Raw genomic sequence first — 15,762 nt, 5'->3', positions numbered from 1 at the left:
CCGACCCGTCAGCGGGCGGCCATTCACCCGGAAACAGGAGACAAGGATGCCTCTCTTCACCACATTGCTGGCCATGCCGGACCAGTTCGAGCGGCTGCTGGCACAGGTCCCCACCGACCGTCTGGACTGGGAACCCGCCAACTGGGCCGGGATCCCCTCCGAGCGTTTCAGTGCCAGGGGGCACCTCTGCCACCTGCTGGACATCGAAGTGCTGGGCTATCAGGTGCGGTTTCGTCGCACCCTGGCGGAAAGCCTGCCGGAACTCGCCTCCCTCGATGGCTATCAGCTGGCGCTGGACCATGATTACCCCCGGCAGGATACCGCCAGGCAGCTCGACCGGTTTCGCACCGCCCGCCTGCAGACCGTCGAATGGCTGAAGAAGGTGCCGTCCGACGCCTGGCAGCGCCGCGCCCGCTATGGCGGCTATGGGGAGGTGACCCTGGACGGTCTGGTGCGCCTGCTCGTCAGCCATGACCACCAGCACCTCGCCGGCATGCAGTGGCTGCTGATGCGCCTGAACGCCGATCTGGGCCTCGCACTCCCCCTCGAGTGAGGCGTCGCTCAACAGTGTCGTATCCTGCAAAAAAGGCCCCGAGGGGCCTTTTTCATTGTTGCGGTGATGGGATCAGCTCCCCAACCGGCTCACCTGACCCGAACCCGCGATCTCGCTGGTCAGCGCTGGGCTGCCCCAGTAGTTGACCGCACCGGCACCGGCGATCTCTATCTTGAGCTGCGACTGGGCCCGCACCTCGACCTCGCCACTACCGGCGATGCTCACCTCGACCTCCTCGCTGGTGAGCCCGGCCCCCTTGACGCCACCAGCGCCGGCAATGTTCAGCGTCATCACCCGGGCGGAGCCCTGCCCCAGATCCAGGTTGCCCAGCCCGGCGATGTTGCCCTCCAGCCGATCCAGCGTCAGCCCGCTGGCGACGATGTCCCCCGTGCCCGCCAGGGAGAGCACCAGATCATCCCCCTTGAAGTCGCGCAAGGCGCCGTTGCCAACCCCCGCCAGTGCCAACTCGTGCAGCGTCGGCAGGGTGATGGTGATCTCCAGCGGCTGGGTGGGGTCGAGCCGGTAGCCATCCTTGACCTCGATCTCCAGCTTCTCCCCCTTCTCGGTGAGTACCAGATAGGGCAGCAGGTTGGCCTCCCCCTTGACCTTGAGGGTGTGGCTCTCTCCCGCCACCAGGTACAGGTTGGCGGGCACGCCCGCCAACACCCGGGTCACCGCATGCCCAAGGGGATGCTGCTGCTCCACCACGGCCCCCTCCCCGCGCACCTTGACGTCATCCTGCCAGCTGCATCCGGTCAGTCCCAGGGCCAGCACCACTCCCAGCATCCATTTCATCCCGCTACTCCTCGTTTCCTCTTTGCCGCACGGCGCGGCAGGTGAGTGGCAATCAGCAAACCCTGTGCCATATGGCTAACATCATGATTTATCTATCCATTTCAATATTTCGAGGCTCGAAGGGTCCATAACAAAGAGTCATTCAGACCACAATCTGGTCAATCTGACCACACCCGAAGGAGGGCGTTGACCCATTTTTTTGGTTGCCGCCCCGGTTCGTTGAGCCAATAGTGATACCTGGTGCGTATAGAGCACTCCATCGCTGCTTCACCCGCCAGAATCAACAAGGAGTCAGAGCGTGACCCAAGCCAGCCACTCATTCGTTCATCCGGGCCTGCCTGCCCCCACCCGCACCCCGCTGCTGACCGGCGACGATCCCGACCACAAGCGCCGCGAGCTCCTCGCCTACTTCTGCCAGACCTTCGATCTCTACGACTCGCTGTTCGACTGCCTGGCCGACGAGCGGGCCTGGTTCAACAAGGCGATCCCCCTACGCCACCCGCTCATCTTCTACTACGGCCATACCGCCGCCTTCTTCGTCAACAAGCTGCTGGCGGCCCGTCTCATCGAGGGTCGGATCGACCCCCGCATCGAGGCCCTGGTCGCCATCGGGGTGGACGAGATGAGCTGGGACGATCTGGACGAAACCCACTACGACTGGCCCACTGTGGCCGAACTGCGCGCCTACCGCGGCCGGGTGCGGGATCTGGTGTGTGATTTCATCGAGCGAATGCCGATCGAGCTGCCCATCCATTGGCAAAGCCCGGCCTGGGTCATCCTGATGGGCATAGAGCACGAGCGCATCCACCTCGAGACCTCCAGCGTGCTGATCCGCCAGCTGCCCCTGGCCTGGGTGCGCAGCCAGCCCCAGTGGCCGGTCTGCCCCGAGGCGCGCCACGATCTCGCCGCCGTCCCCGTCAACACCCTGCTGCCGGTGGCCGGCGGCCAGGTGCGTCTCGGCAAACGGGATGCCACCTACGGCTGGGACAACGAATACGGCGAGCGCCACATCGAGCTGGCCCCCTTCCAGGCCAGCCGCATGCTGGTGAGCAACGCCGAATACCTGGCCTTCGTGCAGGCGGGCGGATATGAAGCGCCCGCCTGGTGGGACGACGAGGGCCGGGGCTGGCGCCAGTATGCCAACGCCCGCATGCCCACCTTCTGGGTCGGCGATCCCAATGAACCCGAGCAGTTGCAACTGCGGCTGATGACCGAGCAGGTCCCCATGCCCTGGGACTGGCCGGTGGAGGTGAACCAGCTGGAGGCCGCCGCCTTCTGCCGCTGGAAGGCGGATCAGACCGGCCTGCCCGTCCAGTTGCCAAGCGAGGGGGAGTGGATGCTGCTGCGGGAGCAACTGGCCGGCGATCAGCCGGACTGGATGGAGGCCCCCGGCAACATCAACCTGGCACGCTTCGCCTCCTCCTGCCCGGTGGATGCCTGCCCCCAGGGCAGCTTCTTCGATCTGGTGGGCAACGTCTGGCAGTGGACCAGCACCGCCATCGACGGCTTCGAGGGGTTCAAGGTGCACCCCCTCTACGACGACTTCTCCACCCCCACCTTCGACGGCAAGCACACCCTCATCAAGGGCGGGAGCTGGATCAGCACCGGCAACGAGGCGCTCAAGTCCTCCCGCTACGCCTTCCGTCGCCACTTCTTCCAGCACGCGGGCTTCCGCTACCTGGTCTCACGCCATCAGGAGCCCGTCATCGTGAATCCTTATGAAACCGACACGCTCGTCGCTCAGTACCTCGACTTCCAGTACGGCCCGAGCCACTTCGGGGTCGCCAACTACGCCGAGGCTCTGGCCGGTCTTGCCAGCGAGCTCTGCGGCCGCCATGAGCGGGCGCTGGATATCGGCTGCGCCACCGGCCGCGCCAGCTTCGAACTGGCTCGCCGCTTCGCCCACGTGGACGGGGTGGACTACTCGGCCCGCTTCATCGACGTGGCCCTGACCCTGGCAAGACAGGACAGCTTCCGCTATGCGGTGCCGGTGGAAGGGGATCTGGTGGAATATTGCGAGGCGCGCCTCTCCCGCCACGAGCTTGGTCGCGAGCAGAGCGAGCGGGTCCACTTCAGCCAGGGGGATGCCTGCAACCTCAAGCCCAGGTACGGCGACTACGACCTGGTGCTCGCCTCCAACCTGATCGACCGACTGCGGGAGCCCGCCCGCTTCCTGCGGGACATTGCGCCGCGCCTTCGCAGCGGCGGCCTGCTGGTGCTCACCAGCCCCTACACCTGGCTGACCGACTACACCCCCAAGGCCAACTGGCTCGGCGGCATCCGGGAAAACGGCGAGGCCCTCGGCACCTATCAGGCGCTGCAACGGCTGCTGGCGGAGGAGTTCGAGGAGCACATGCCCCCGAGGGACGTCCCCTTCGTCATCCGCGAGACCGCCCGCAAGTACCAGCACACGGTGGCCCAGCTCACCGTCTGGCGCAAACGCTGACGACGCGGCAAACGAAAGAGGGAGGCCCATGGCCTCCCTCTTCTTTATCCGGACCGCTTACCCCTCCTGAACCTGGGGCAGGGCCTCCTGCTCGCGGTAGCGGCGGGCCAGCACGGCGCACACCATCAGCTGGATCTGGTGGAAGATCATCAGGGGCAGCACCATCACCCCGACGCTGGCGGCGGGGAACATGACGTTGGCCATGGGCACCCCGTTGGCCAGGCTCTTCTTGGAGCCGCAGAAGACGATGGTGATCTCGTCCGCCCTGTTGAAACCGAGGCGACGGCTGATCCAGACGTTCCACCCCAGCACCAGCGCCAGCAGCACGCAGCTCAGCAGCACGATACTCGCCAGATCGTACCAGCCGACCTGGTGCCAGATCCCCTGCACCACCGCCTCGCTGAAGGCCACATAGACCACCAGCAGGATGGAGCTCTGGTCCAGCTTGCCGATGAGTGGCCGGTGGCTGTCAACCCAGCGACCGATGAGGGGGCGTGACAGGTGCCCCACCACGAAGGGCAGCATCAGCTGCACCATGATGGCCTGAATGGAGTGCCAGGTATCGACCCCCTCCCCCTGCACATTGATCATCAGCCCCACCAGCACCGGCGAGAGGAAGATGCCGAGGATGCTGGAGGCCGAAGCGCTGCACACCGCCGCCGACACATTGCCTCCCGCCATCGAGGTGAAGGCAATGGCCGACTGCACGGTGGCTGGCAAAGCGCAGAGATAGAGGAAGCCGAGGTAGATAGCCGGGCTCAGCCAGCCCGGTACCAGTGGCGTGAGCAGCAGCCCCAGCAGCGGAAACAGCACGAAGGTGCTGAGCATCACCACCAGATGGAGCCGCCAGTGGCCGAGGCCTGCCAGCAGGTTCTGGCGCGACAGCTTGGCGCCATGCATGAAGAACAAGAGCGCCACCGCCAGCTTGGTCAGCAGACCGAACCAGACGGCTACCTGCCCCTCGCAGGGAAAGAGGGAGGCCAGGGTGACCACCGCAATCAGCACAACAGTAAAGGGATCCAGACGCACGAAAGGTCTCCATCAGAAGGGCATCCTGCAGCCATGGCAGCAGTCAGGATTGGGGAGGACAAGAAACAGAGCGGGAGATGTCTGGCACCTCCCGCTAAAACGAACCTCCAGCTTACCCCGATAACGGAGAGGCGCAAAGTTGAGCGGCGAATAATTGTTCATCAATGCTTAACGCCTTCGCCATATCGAGTAGCAAAAGTAGACGATAAAACGGCCCTGACAGCTCCCAAACGACTAAAAATGGATAAAAAAACGGGCGACCAAGGCCGCCCGTTCCGCTTTCTCACCCAGCCGATCAGCGCTGGCTGGCCAGGGTGTCGCTGCCCGCTTTCTTCTCGTTGCCACCTGACTTGCGGGCCTGGCGCTTCTCGAAGCGGGAGATCCACCAGTAGGCCAGCGCCGAGAAGACCGCGGTCATGAAGACGTTGATGAAGAAGGCGCGCACCAGATCCACCCCGGCCGGGAAGGCGGAGGCGCTCATGCTCACCACGAAGATGGCGATCAGCACCGACACCACCGCCATCCCGAAGGTGCGCGACCCCATGCGGAAGTCGCGGGGGGTGTCGTCATGTTTCCAGCGGAACACGAAGTAGGCCACCATGATGAAGATCGGCGGCAACATGGCGGTACCGGCGGTGAGGTTGATGGCGGTGTTCATCATCTGCTGCACCGACTCGGAGCCGAAACCGTTGACCACCAGCATCGCGAACACGAAGACAAACTGCCACCAGGCGGCGCGCACCGGCACCCCGTGCTCGTTGAGCTGGGTGGTCTTCTCGCCGTACACCCCCTGGGGGATCTCGGAGAAGTGGATCTTCACCGGCGCCGAGGTCCACATCATCATGGAGCCGAACATGGCGATAAACAGCACCACGCCGACGAAGCGGCCCACCAGCGCCTCGGAGAGCCCGAAATACTGCGCCATGCCGGTGAAGATCTCCACCATGCCGCCGGCATAGGTGAGGCTCTCGCGCGGCACGAACACGTTCACCAAGAGGGAACCGACCGCATACATGGCACCGATGACGATACCCGCGCTGATGATCACCTTGATGAAGGACTTCTGGCCGCCCTTCACGTCATTGAGGTAGGCCGCTGCGGTCTCGGCACCGCCTGCCGCCTGGAAGATCCAGCACATGATGCCGAGGGTCGCCCAGTTGACGGTGGGAGTCATCGCCTCCAGCGTGATGGGCTGGACCGGCACATGATCCCCACTCAGAGCCATCAGGGCGCCCAGTACATAGATGGCGAACAGGGCAAATACCCCGTAGGCCACTATTTCGGCAATCTTGCCGAGCCAGCTCGCCCCCTTGGTGGAGATGTGGGTCGCCGCCGCAAACAGCACGATGGAGATGATCGAGGTGACCATGGGCGAGAAGCTGTACTCATAGCCCAGCATGGCGTAGGAGGCGTAGGCGATGACGTTGGGCAGCAGGGAGACAAACCAGAACAGGTTCACGAACCAGTAGAGAAACGAGCCCAGATAGGCCATCCGGGTGCCGAGCGGCTTTTTCAGCCAGTCGTACATCCCCGACTCGGAGTTTTTGTTGGCCGAGACGAACTCAGCGATGATGAAGACGAAGGGAATGAAGTAGACGATGGTCGCCAGCAGGAAGATGGGGGCGGAGCTGAGCCCCAGCTCGATGTTGTTGTTGACGATGTTGCGCACGTTGAACACGGCGGCAAAGGTCATCGACAACAGGGCAAACTTGCCTATGGTGCCGCGTACGGATTCAGACATGGTGTCCTCCAGTGGACTCGCACTCCCTGCGGGGAGCGCAGTGACTCTGTGATGTGTTCGGCAAGGGTCTGTCGGCCCTGCCCTTTACTCTCTTGTTATGATCGGGCCGCGTGGGCGGCCTCGTTGCTGAACCGGTGCAGTCTCCCGCACCGGCTCGCAATACCATTCAGACGATCGGGGTGCCCGGCGCCATCGGCACCCGCGGTTGCAACAGCACGCTCTGGCTCTCGTCCGGGGTCTCGGCGCAGAGCAACATGCACTCGGAACGCTCACCGCGCATCCTGGTGGGCTTGAGGTTGGTCAGTACCACCACCTGGCTGCCCATCAGCTCCTCTTCGCTGTAGTAAGGCACCAGACTGGTGACGGTCTGCAGCGGCCGCTCGCCCCCTACGTCGATCTGGACGATGTAGAGTTTGTTGGCCCCGGGGTGGCGCACCACCTCCAGCACCTTGCCCACCTTCATCTCGACCCGCTTGAATTCGGCAAACTCGATCGTCTCGCTCATGCTCTTTTCCTTCTCTGGTTCAACGGTTTGCGGGTGGCCAACGGCCACCCGGTTTGATTGGGATTCAATGCCGTGGCTATGACGTCTGCATGGCAACCTGCGCCGTCGGCTGGGCCTCTTTGGCACGCGCTTCGGCGCTGAGGGAGGCTTCGTAGCGGTTGTACTTCCACCAGGCGAAGCCGAGGAAAATCACGATCCCGCCGACGTTGTAGAAGATGATGGTCAGGATGTCGGCGCCGGTCGGGAAGGTGGAGGCGAGGAAGCCCACCGAGAAGAGAACGATCAGCACCGAGACCACGGCGATGCCGGTGGTGCGCGAGCCCATCTTGAACTCCCGAGGCAGGTGGTCGAGCTTCAGCCGCAGATTGAGGTAGGCCAGCATGATGAACAGCGGCGGCAGCATGGAGGCGGCAGCGGTCATGTTGATGACGGTGTTCATCAGATCCTGCGCGGTGTTGGAGCCCAGAGTCGGGATCACCATCAGCGGCAGCACGATAAGGTACTGGATCCAGGCTGCGCGGGCGGGCACGCCGTGCTCGTTCAGCTCGACCGTCTTCTTGCCGAAGATGCCGGCCGGGATCTCGGAGAAGAAGATCTTCACCGGGGTCGCCGTCCACATCAGCAGGGAGCCGAACATGGCGGTGAAGGAGACCAACCCGACGAAGCGGTTCATCAGGATCTCCGGCAGGCCGAAGTAGGCTGCCAGCCCTTCAAACACCTGCACCGAGCCGCCGGTATATTTCAGGGTGTCGCTGTGGACGAACACGTTGATCAACAGGGATGCGATGGAGTAGAGCACGCCGATAAAGATCCCGGCGACGATGATCACCTTCACGAAGGATTTGGAGCCCCCTTTCACGTCATTGACGTAGACCGCCACCGACTCGGCGCCACCGGCTGCCATAAAGATCCAGGTGGTGATGCCGAGGAAGGCCCAGCTGAAATCGGGGACCATGGCCTCTACCGTGATGGGGTCGGCCGGCTGCACGCCGCCCACCAGTGCCGCACCCGCCAGCAGAATGTAGGAGAGGGTCAGCAGCAGCATCAGGGACGAGGTCACCGAGGTGATGGGGCCCAGCATCTTGGCGCCGTTGGTGGAGACGTAAGTGGCAAAGGCGAACAGCACCATGCTCAATGCCGTGGTCGCCACCGGGGTGAGAATGTACTCGTAGCCGAGGAAGGCATAGGAGGCGTAGGCGATGACCCGCGGCAGCAGCGAGGTGAAGAAGAAGAGGTTCACGAACCAGTAGGTGTAGGCGGAGATAAAGGCCCAGCGACCGCCGAGGGCGCTCTTCACCCAGGCATAGACGCCCGCTTCGGAGTTTTTGTTCAGTGACACGAACTCCGCAATGATCAGGCAAAACGGAATGAAGTAAAAAATGGTGGCCAGAAAGAACATCGGGGCGGAGGCCAGACCGATTTCGATGTTGTTGTTGATGACGTTGTTGAAGCTGAATACCGCCGCGAAGGTGAGCGACAGCAGACCAAACTTGCCTATCGTATTGCGTTTGGAATCAGACATGGTGCATCTCCAGACCTGTAGTTATCTCGCGAAAGGGCGGGGCATGATGTGTAGGGTGAGCCCCGCCCTTCCGGCTTTTGTCAGTGCAGAACCGGCGGCTTGTTATTTGTTTTTGAAGTAGCCGCCTTCGACGGTGACCTTGATGATCACCTTGCGCACCGGGCTGTCGCCTACGAACCGGTAAGCCTCGTCGTTCTCGAAGATCACCACCTGCCCGTTGCCCACCTGCTGGCGCTCACGCACCTCGCCAGCCAGCCACTCGCGGTCTGTGGTGTCGTCATAGGCCTGCTCGACCGCCAGCTCGCTCTTGGCTGCCCACTCCACCGTCTCTTCCCCTTCCAGGTAGTAGTGAACGTCGAAGTAGCGGCGCTGCCCCTCGAACAACGAGGTGGCCGGGCTGGCCCCCTCCTGCAAGCGGTAGGTGAGGGAGTCACCGATGGAGTGGCAGATACCGGGCTTGAGGTTGGCCAGGTTGTTGATGGCCTCCACGCAGCGGCCCCACTTCTTGCCCTCCCGGTAGATGTTTTTGAACAGGGTCAGGTTGTCCAGGGTGATCATGCGAGGTTCCTCCCGCCGTTGATGGTGAGATCGAGCCCGGCCAGCGCAGCCGGATTGAGGTTGCCACGGGCGATGGGCAGCAGGGTCAGGCCGAATCTGAACGGCTCGAAGCGCACCCGCCAGGAGTCCAGCACCTCGGAGCCCCAGGAGTTGGATCCAAGCCCCAGTACCTTGTGATCCAGATTGAGGGTGAGATAACCGCTCGGTTCCAGCTCGTTGATGTGCTGCGCCGCGTGGATATGCTCCCAGCTGTAGGGCCAGACGCTCAGATTGATGGGGGCATCGGGTCGCACGTAGAGACCGGCGCCGTGGCGGTTGGTCAGGGTCGCCCAGCGCACCTGCTGGCGGTTGCCGTTGTCCTGCGGGAAGGGGTAGTGCTCCCACATCTCGCCGACTGTGCTCTGGAAGCTGTCGATCCAGTTGCTCTGGCGGCTGTCCTGATAGTTTTCGCCCGGCCCCATGCCGTAGTAGTGCACCCGGTCGAGATCCTGACGAATACCCAGCTCGAAGCCGATCTTGGGGATGATGTCGTCATAGCCGCCGTAGGGCTGACCGGACAGCGCCACGTGCAGTTGGCCGTTCGGGCTCAGGGTGTAGACGTAGCGGCAACGCATGCCGAAGTCGAACACCGGCGGCGCGATCAGACTCTCGACCGTCACCTCGACCGCCTCACCCAGCTGGCGCCAGCTCAGAGTACGGAAGTGCTCCTGCATGATCTGCAGGTGGTTCGGGTGCCACAGGCTCTCGTACTCCTGCTTGTGGTTGTCGATCATCGGCTTGAAGAAAGTGAGGCGCGGCGAGCGCTCAATCAGCTCGATACCATCCTGCTGCCAGCTCACCAGCTTGCCGTCGAGGCGCGAGAAGCGCAGGGCAAAGCCGCTACCGCTCAAGGTCAGGTCAAGCCGTTCGTCGGCAATCTGCAACGGGGTGGCGTTGGGATTGGCAAAGGGCTGCAGCTGGCGAGTCGACTCTTTCAGCTGGAACTGGTACTGGCCCAGCTCGTGCTCCGCCGCGCTGTAACGGGTAGCTGTGGCCTTGATGACCCGCAGCTGGACGAAGGTTTCCCGCCCATCGAGGGATGGCAGTTCGAGTTGCAACTCGGTAGTGGCTCCGGGGGAAACCCCTTCCAGCCGGATTTGCTGGCTGGCCAGCAGCTCGCCCTCGGCCTTCACTTCGACCAGCAAGCGGATATCGTCAAGATTGGAGAACCAGTAGCGGTTTTCCACCGCCAGCTTGCCGCTCGCCAGATCCAGGGCGCGCACCTTGACCGGGCAGATCACCTGCTTGTATTCGCGCAGCCCCGGCCCCGGGGTCTGATCCGGATAGATGAGGCCATCCATGCAGAAGTTGTAGTTGTTGGGGTAGTCGCCGTAGTCGCCGCCGTACTTGTAGACGGGGCGGCCCTGCTCGTCCTGATCCAGAATGCCGTGATCGCACCACTCCCAGATGTAGTGACCCTGAATGTGGGGATGGCGGTCGAACACCTGCTGGTATTCGCTGAGGCCCCCCGGGCCGTTGCCCATGGCGTGGGCGTATTCGCAGAGGATGCGTGGCTTGGCCATCGGGAACTCGCCAAAGCAGTTCATCTGGGAGACGCGGGAATACATGGTACTCACCACGTCCACCACCTCGGCATCGCGATCCTCTTCGTAGTGCACCAGCCGGGTCGGGTCGATCGCCTTGCAGCGCTGGTACATGGCTCTGATGTTGCAGCCGTAGCCGGACTCGTTGCCGAGCGACCAGATGATGATGGAGGGGTGGTTCTTCTGGGCGTGCACGTGGCGCTCGATGCGATCCACGAACACCGGCTCCCAGAAGGGGTCGTCGGTGATGCGGCTGAGATCGCCGACGTTGGCAAAACCGTGGGTCTCCACATCGGTCTCCGCCATCACGAACAAACCGTACTGGTCGCACAGCTCGTAGAAGCGCGGGTCATTCGGGTAGTGGGCGGTGCGCACCGAGTTGAGGTTGTGCAGCTTCATCAGCACGATATCGCGTTCAACACGGTCCATGCCGACCGCGCGGCTCTTGAGGTGGTCGTTGTCGTGACGGTTCACCCCGTGCAACTTGAGATAGTGACCGTTGACGTAGAAGAGGCCATCCTTGACCTTGATTTCACGCACCCCGACTCGCTGCGGGATCACTTCCAGCAGCTCGCCCTGACCGTTGTAGAGGGAGAGTTGTAGCTGATAGAGGTAAGGATCTTCGGCGCTCCACAGATGGGGGGTGGCCAGATCCAGCGTGAAGCGGCAATCACACTTGCCGTCGATGGCGAGATGGTCGAGCGAGCCACTGGCGATCTCGCGGCCCTGATCCAGCAGCGACCAGACCAGACGGTGATCACAGGCAGCCGCCCCCAGATTCTCCAGCTGTATATCGCAGCTCAGAGTGGCACTTTGATTGTCATCCGCCAGCGCGGTGCGGATGAAGAAGTCCTGCACATGGGCGGCCGGTTTGCCCACCAGATAGACGTCGCGGAAGATCCCCGCCATCCACCACATGTCCTGATCTTCGATATAGGTGGAGTCAGCCCACTGCATCACCCGCACTGACAGCAGGTTCTCGCCAATGTTGGCGTAGGCGCTGATATCGAACTCGGCTGTGAGACGGCTCCCCTTGCTGAAGCCGACATAGTGGCCGTTCACATAGACCTCGAAGTAGGTCTCCACCCCGTCAAACTTGATGATCACCTGCTCGCCGTCCCAGGCCGGGCTCAGCGTGAAGCTGCGCTGATAGGCGCCGGTGGGGTTGTTGGTCGGCACGAAGGGCACGTCGATGGGGAAGGGAAAACCTTCGTCGGTGTACTGCAGCTGACCATGTCCTTCCATCTGCCACATGTTGGGCACGGTGATCTGGCCCCACTCGCTCATGGGGCTGTGATAGAAGGCCTCCGGCACCTGCAGGGGGTGGTCGAAGTAGTGGAACTGCCACTGGCCGCCAAGGCTCAGAAAACGGCGGCTCAGCTCGCGCTGCATGGTGGCCGCCAGCGCGTGGTCGGCATAAGAGAAGAAGTAGGCGCGCGGGGCCAGCCTGTTTTCACCAACGAATTGGACGTTTTCCCAGTTATTCACATGTCCTCCCGGAACAAGGCAACTTTGACTGGGTAAACTCTAGATAAACATTTACTAAATATCAGCTTTTGATTGGTAAAGTTTTAACCTGATCACAATGAACAGATGGTTTTGTGAGCGAGATCAGAAGCGGGAGATAAAGGAGGGCAAGATATGGATGAGTGGCATGGATGTTGATAGTAGCTGGCTGAGCTACAATAAAATCAACTATAAAACAATATGATATGAAGTTGTTGGATGATATGGGAAAGAGGTTTGTTTGGGAGAGGTGTCGCACCACCGCAAGATGGCGCGACTAAAAAGCAGAATATTTTACTAAAATCAGCGAGTGGTGCCACGCAGGGTCAGCTTGCTCGGTACCAGCACTCGGAGTGGAATATCCCGCTCGTCTCGCAGCCGCTCAACCAGCAAATTGACCCCCTGGGAGCCCATCAACTCGGAGTGGATCCGCACCGTGGAGAGCGGCGGAAAGGTGAACTTGGCGGTCGGAATATCGTTGACGCTGATGAGCTCGATCTGCTGGGGAATCGCCAATCCCTTCTCGTGAATGGCACGCAACACACCGATGGCGATGGAGTCGGAGGCGACAAACAGTGCCCTGGGCCAGTCGCCGGCCAGCATCTCCTTCGCCAGCTTGTAGCCGGAAGCGCTGGAGAAGTCTCCGCGATAGAGATCGCTCTCCTGTACCACGCCAAGCCGCTGGCCATAATCGCGAAAGGCGAGTTCCCGCAGATCCGGGCCATCATCCTGGCCACCGATATAGCCGATGCGCTGATGGCCCTCGGCGATGAAGAAGTCCACTACCTGCTGGCTGATGAGTGCCAGATCCACGTCAATCGAGTCAAAATCCCCCTGGGAGCGGCAATCCACGAACACCAGCTGGGCAGACAGGCCGCGCAGCACGGCCAGCCGTTCTTCCGGCAGATGGCCGATGACCAGGATGCCATCGACGGCAGAGAGCTCACGCCCCTCGGCACCGTTGTAACAGTGGGCCAGCTCGATGTTGAGGCGGGTGCACTGGGTCTCGATGCCGTAGCGGATGGCGAGGTAATAGGGATCGTTGACCTCGGTGCTCTGGGGATAGGCGTAGACAGCCAGGAGCTGCAGCTTGCTCTTGTGCACCCCTTTGCGGGCGCTGCTGGTCTTGTACTCCAGCCGCTCGGCAATCTCGAAGATCTTCTGCCTGGTCTCGTCCTTGACGCTCAGGCTGGGATCCTCGTTCAGCACACGGGATACGGTAGCAAGCGATACCCCCGCCTCCTGTGCAATTTCCTTCAACGTAGCCATCAATACCTCGCAGGCAGCATCACGTGTTCATCGGGCAACGGCTAAAGAGTAACGAGCAATCCCTTGATAGCCCAGCATTTTTACTGAAATAGAAGCAGGGAATTGCGGCGGGAGGACAGAAATGCAAAAAGGCCTCCCGCATGGGAGGCCTCTTCTGAATAGGTGCCTGACAGTGTCCTACTCTCGCATGGCGAATGCCACACTACCATCGGCGCTACCGCGTTTCACTTCTGAGTTCGGCATGGGATCAGGTGGTTCCACGGCGCTATTGCCGTCAGGCAAAAGCTGTACTGCTTGAAAATGGTGCTGATACCCAGAATCGAACTGGGGACCTCATCCTTACCAAGGATGCGCTCTACCGACTGAGCCATATCAGCACACTAACCGGTAAAGACCACGCTCAATGCGTAATCTAAAATTGGGTGCCTGGCAGTGTCCTACTCTCGCATGGCGAATGCCACACTACCATCGGCGCTACAGCGTTTCACTTCTGAGTTCGGCATGGGGTCAGGTGGTTCCACTGCGCTATTGCCGCCAGGCAAAATCTTAATCCAGAAAGCTGACGTGAATAACGACTTTGCTAGTTGCTTGTCATTATCACTGAATTTGTAAGTAGTTCACTCATTCGCTACAAGGCCAGAAACACTTCTTGGGTGTTGTATGGTTAAGCCTCACGGGTAATTAGTATGGGTTAGCTCAACGTATCGCTACGCTTACACACCCCACCTATCAACGTTGTGGTCTCCAACGGCCCTTTAGGACCCTCAAGGGGTCAGGGATGACTCATCTCAGGGCTCGCTTCCCGCTTAGATGCTTTCAGCGGTTATCGATTCCGAACTTAGCTACCGGGCAGTGCCACTGGCGTGACAACCCGAACACCAGAGGTTCGTTCACTCCGGTCCTCTCGTACTAGGAGCAACTCCCTTCAATCATCCAACGCCCACGGCAGATAGGGACCGAACTGTCTCACGACGTTCTGAACCCAGCTCGCGTACCACTTTAAATGGCGAACAGCCATACCCTTGGGACCGACTTCAGCCCCAGGATGTGATGAGCCGACATCGAGGTGCCAAACACCGCCGTCGATATGAACTCTTGGGCGGTATCAGCCTGTTATCCCCGGAGTACCTTTTATCCGTTGAGCGATGGCCCTTCCATTCAGAACCACCGGATCACTATGACCTACTTTCGTACCTGCTCGACCTGTCCGTCTCGCAGTTAAGCTGGCTTATGCCATTGCACTAACCTCCTGATGTCCGACCAGGATTAGCCAACCTTCGTGCTCCTCCGTTACTCTTTGGGAGGAGACCGCCCCAGTCAAACTACCCACCAGGCACTGTCCGCGAGCCCGATTCAGGGCCCTGCGTTAGAACATCAAACATACAAGGGTGGTATTTCAAGGACGGCTCCAGCGCAACTGGCGTCACGCCTTCAAAGCCTCCCACCTATCCTACACATGTAGGTTCAATGTTCAGTGCCAAGCTGTAGTAAAGGTTCACGGGGTCTTTCCGTCTAGCCGCGGGTACACCGCATCTTCACGGCGAATTCGATTTCACTGAGTCTCGGGTGGAGACAGCATGGCCATGGTTACACCATTCGTGCAGGTCGGAACTTACCCGACAAGGAATTTCGCTACCTTAGGACCGTTATAGTTACGGCCGCCGTTTACCGGGGCTTCGATCAAGAGCTTCGCTTGCGCTAACCCCATCAATTAACCTTCCGGCACCGGGCAGGTGTCACACCCTATACGTCCACTTTCGTGTTTGCAGAGTGCTGTGTTTTTGATAAACAGTCCCAGCCATCTGGTCACTGCGACTCCCGACAGCTCCATCCGCAAGGGACTTCACCATCAAGAGCGAACCTTCTCCCGAAGTTACGGTTCTATTTTGCCTAGTTCCTTCACCCGAGTTCTCTCAAGCGCCTTGGTATTCTCTACCCGACCACCTGTGTCGGTTTGGGGTACGATGACTTGTAATCTGAAGCTTAGAGGCTTTTCCTGGAAGCAGGGCATCAATGGCTTCCGCACCGTAGTGCGTTCGTCTCGTGTCTCAGTGTTGTGTCTCCGGATTTGCCTAGAAACACCACCTACGCACTTTCACCAGGACAACCGTCGCCTGGCCCACCTAGCCTTCTCCGTCCCCCCATCGCAATTACAAGTCGTGCAGGAATATTAACCTGCTTCCCATCGACTACGCCTTTCGGCCTCGCCTTAGGGGTCGACTCACCCTGCCCCGATTAACGTTGGACAGGAACCC

Annotated in this window: 10 protein-coding genes, 1 tRNA gene and 3 rRNA genes (1 of these 14 cut by a window edge); 2 read left to right on the top strand and 12 right to left on the bottom strand. The window is 60.9% G+C overall.

Going from position 1 to position 15,762, the window contains the following annotated elements; translation table 11 throughout:
- The first annotated feature begins 46 nt into the window (after positions 1 to 46).
- A complete protein-coding gene (locus C3F36_RS11060) occupies positions 47 to 553 on the top strand; it encodes a DinB family protein (RefSeq protein WP_104452054.1) in 507 nt (168 codons plus the stop codon).
- A gap of 72 nt (positions 554 to 625) precedes the next feature.
- Here C3F36_RS11060 and C3F36_RS11055 read toward each other — a convergent pair whose 3' ends face one another.
- Complete coding sequence (locus tag C3F36_RS11055; protein ID WP_104452055.1) at positions 626 to 1,348, bottom strand: head GIN domain-containing protein; 723 nt, start codon at positions 1,346 to 1,348, stop codon at positions 626 to 628.
- A gap of 298 nt (positions 1,349 to 1,646) precedes the next feature.
- On the opposite strand from C3F36_RS11055, the gene ovoA reads away from it, so the two are divergent.
- Positions 1,647 to 3,794: a 5-histidylcysteine sulfoxide synthase gene (gene ovoA / locus C3F36_RS11050; RefSeq protein ID WP_104455071.1), complete on the top strand. Its 2,148-nt coding sequence runs from the start codon at positions 1,647 to 1,649 to the stop codon at positions 3,792 to 3,794.
- A gap of 57 nt (positions 3,795 to 3,851) precedes the next feature.
- On the opposite strand, the gene C3F36_RS11045 is transcribed toward ovoA, so the two are convergent.
- The 11 genes from C3F36_RS11045 to C3F36_RS10995 all read right to left on the bottom strand — a co-directional run.
- Positions 3,852 to 4,823: a bile acid:sodium symporter family protein gene (locus C3F36_RS11045; RefSeq protein ID WP_104455070.1), complete on the bottom strand. Its 972-nt coding sequence runs from the start codon at positions 4,821 to 4,823 to the stop codon at positions 3,852 to 3,854.
- A gap of 295 nt (positions 4,824 to 5,118) precedes the next feature.
- Positions 5,119 to 6,564, bottom strand: coding sequence for an amino acid permease (locus C3F36_RS11040; RefSeq protein ID WP_104455069.1), 1,446 nt, complete (start codon positions 6,562 to 6,564; stop codon positions 5,119 to 5,121).
- 166 nt (positions 6,565 to 6,730) lie between these two features.
- On the bottom strand, positions 6,731 to 7,069 hold the full coding sequence (locus C3F36_RS11035; protein ID WP_199769693.1) for a tRNA-binding protein: 339 nt from the start codon (positions 7,067 to 7,069) through the stop codon (positions 6,731 to 6,733).
- Positions 7,070 to 7,145: 76 nt separating this feature from the next.
- The gene (locus tag C3F36_RS11030; protein ID WP_104455067.1) at positions 7,146 to 8,591 is read right to left on the bottom strand and encodes an amino acid permease; all 1,446 of its coding nucleotides are present in this window, start codon (positions 8,589 to 8,591) and stop codon (positions 7,146 to 7,148) included.
- Between the two features lie 102 nt (positions 8,592 to 8,693).
- Positions 8,694 to 9,149, bottom strand: coding sequence for a beta-galactosidase subunit beta (locus tag C3F36_RS11025; protein WP_104455066.1), 456 nt, complete (start codon positions 9,147 to 9,149; stop codon positions 8,694 to 8,696).
- The gene (gene ebgA, locus C3F36_RS11020) at positions 9,146 to 12,220 is read right to left on the bottom strand and encodes a beta-galactosidase subunit alpha (RefSeq protein ID WP_104455065.1); all 3,075 of its coding nucleotides are present in this window, start codon (positions 12,218 to 12,220) and stop codon (positions 9,146 to 9,148) included. The genes C3F36_RS11025 and ebgA overlap by 4 nt, the downstream gene beginning before the upstream one ends.
- Positions 12,221 to 12,541: 321 nt before the next feature.
- Entirely contained in the window at positions 12,542 to 13,507 is a 966-nt protein-coding gene (gene ebgR / locus C3F36_RS11015) for a transcriptional regulator EbgR (RefSeq protein ID WP_041214116.1), read from the bottom strand.
- Between the two features lie 164 nt (positions 13,508 to 13,671).
- A 5S ribosomal RNA gene (gene rrf, locus C3F36_RS11010) occupies positions 13,672 to 13,786 on the bottom strand.
- 22 nt (positions 13,787 to 13,808) lie between these two features.
- Positions 13,809 to 13,884 (bottom strand) — tRNA-Thr (locus tag C3F36_RS11005).
- 47 nt (positions 13,885 to 13,931) lie between these two features.
- A 5S ribosomal RNA gene (gene rrf, locus C3F36_RS11000) occupies positions 13,932 to 14,046 on the bottom strand.
- Positions 14,047 to 14,167: 121 nt separating this feature from the next.
- Positions 14,168 to 15,762 (bottom strand): 23S ribosomal RNA (locus C3F36_RS10995); it runs 1,294 nt beyond the window's last position.

It is taken from the genome of Aeromonas sp. ASNIH2, assembly GCF_002934795.1.
In the GTDB taxonomy this organism is placed as follows: Bacteria; Pseudomonadota; Gammaproteobacteria; order Enterobacterales; family Aeromonadaceae; genus Aeromonas; species Aeromonas caviae.
The sequence above is the reverse complement of the archived record's forward strand: the minus strand, read 5'-3'. Positions and strand labels throughout refer to the sequence as shown.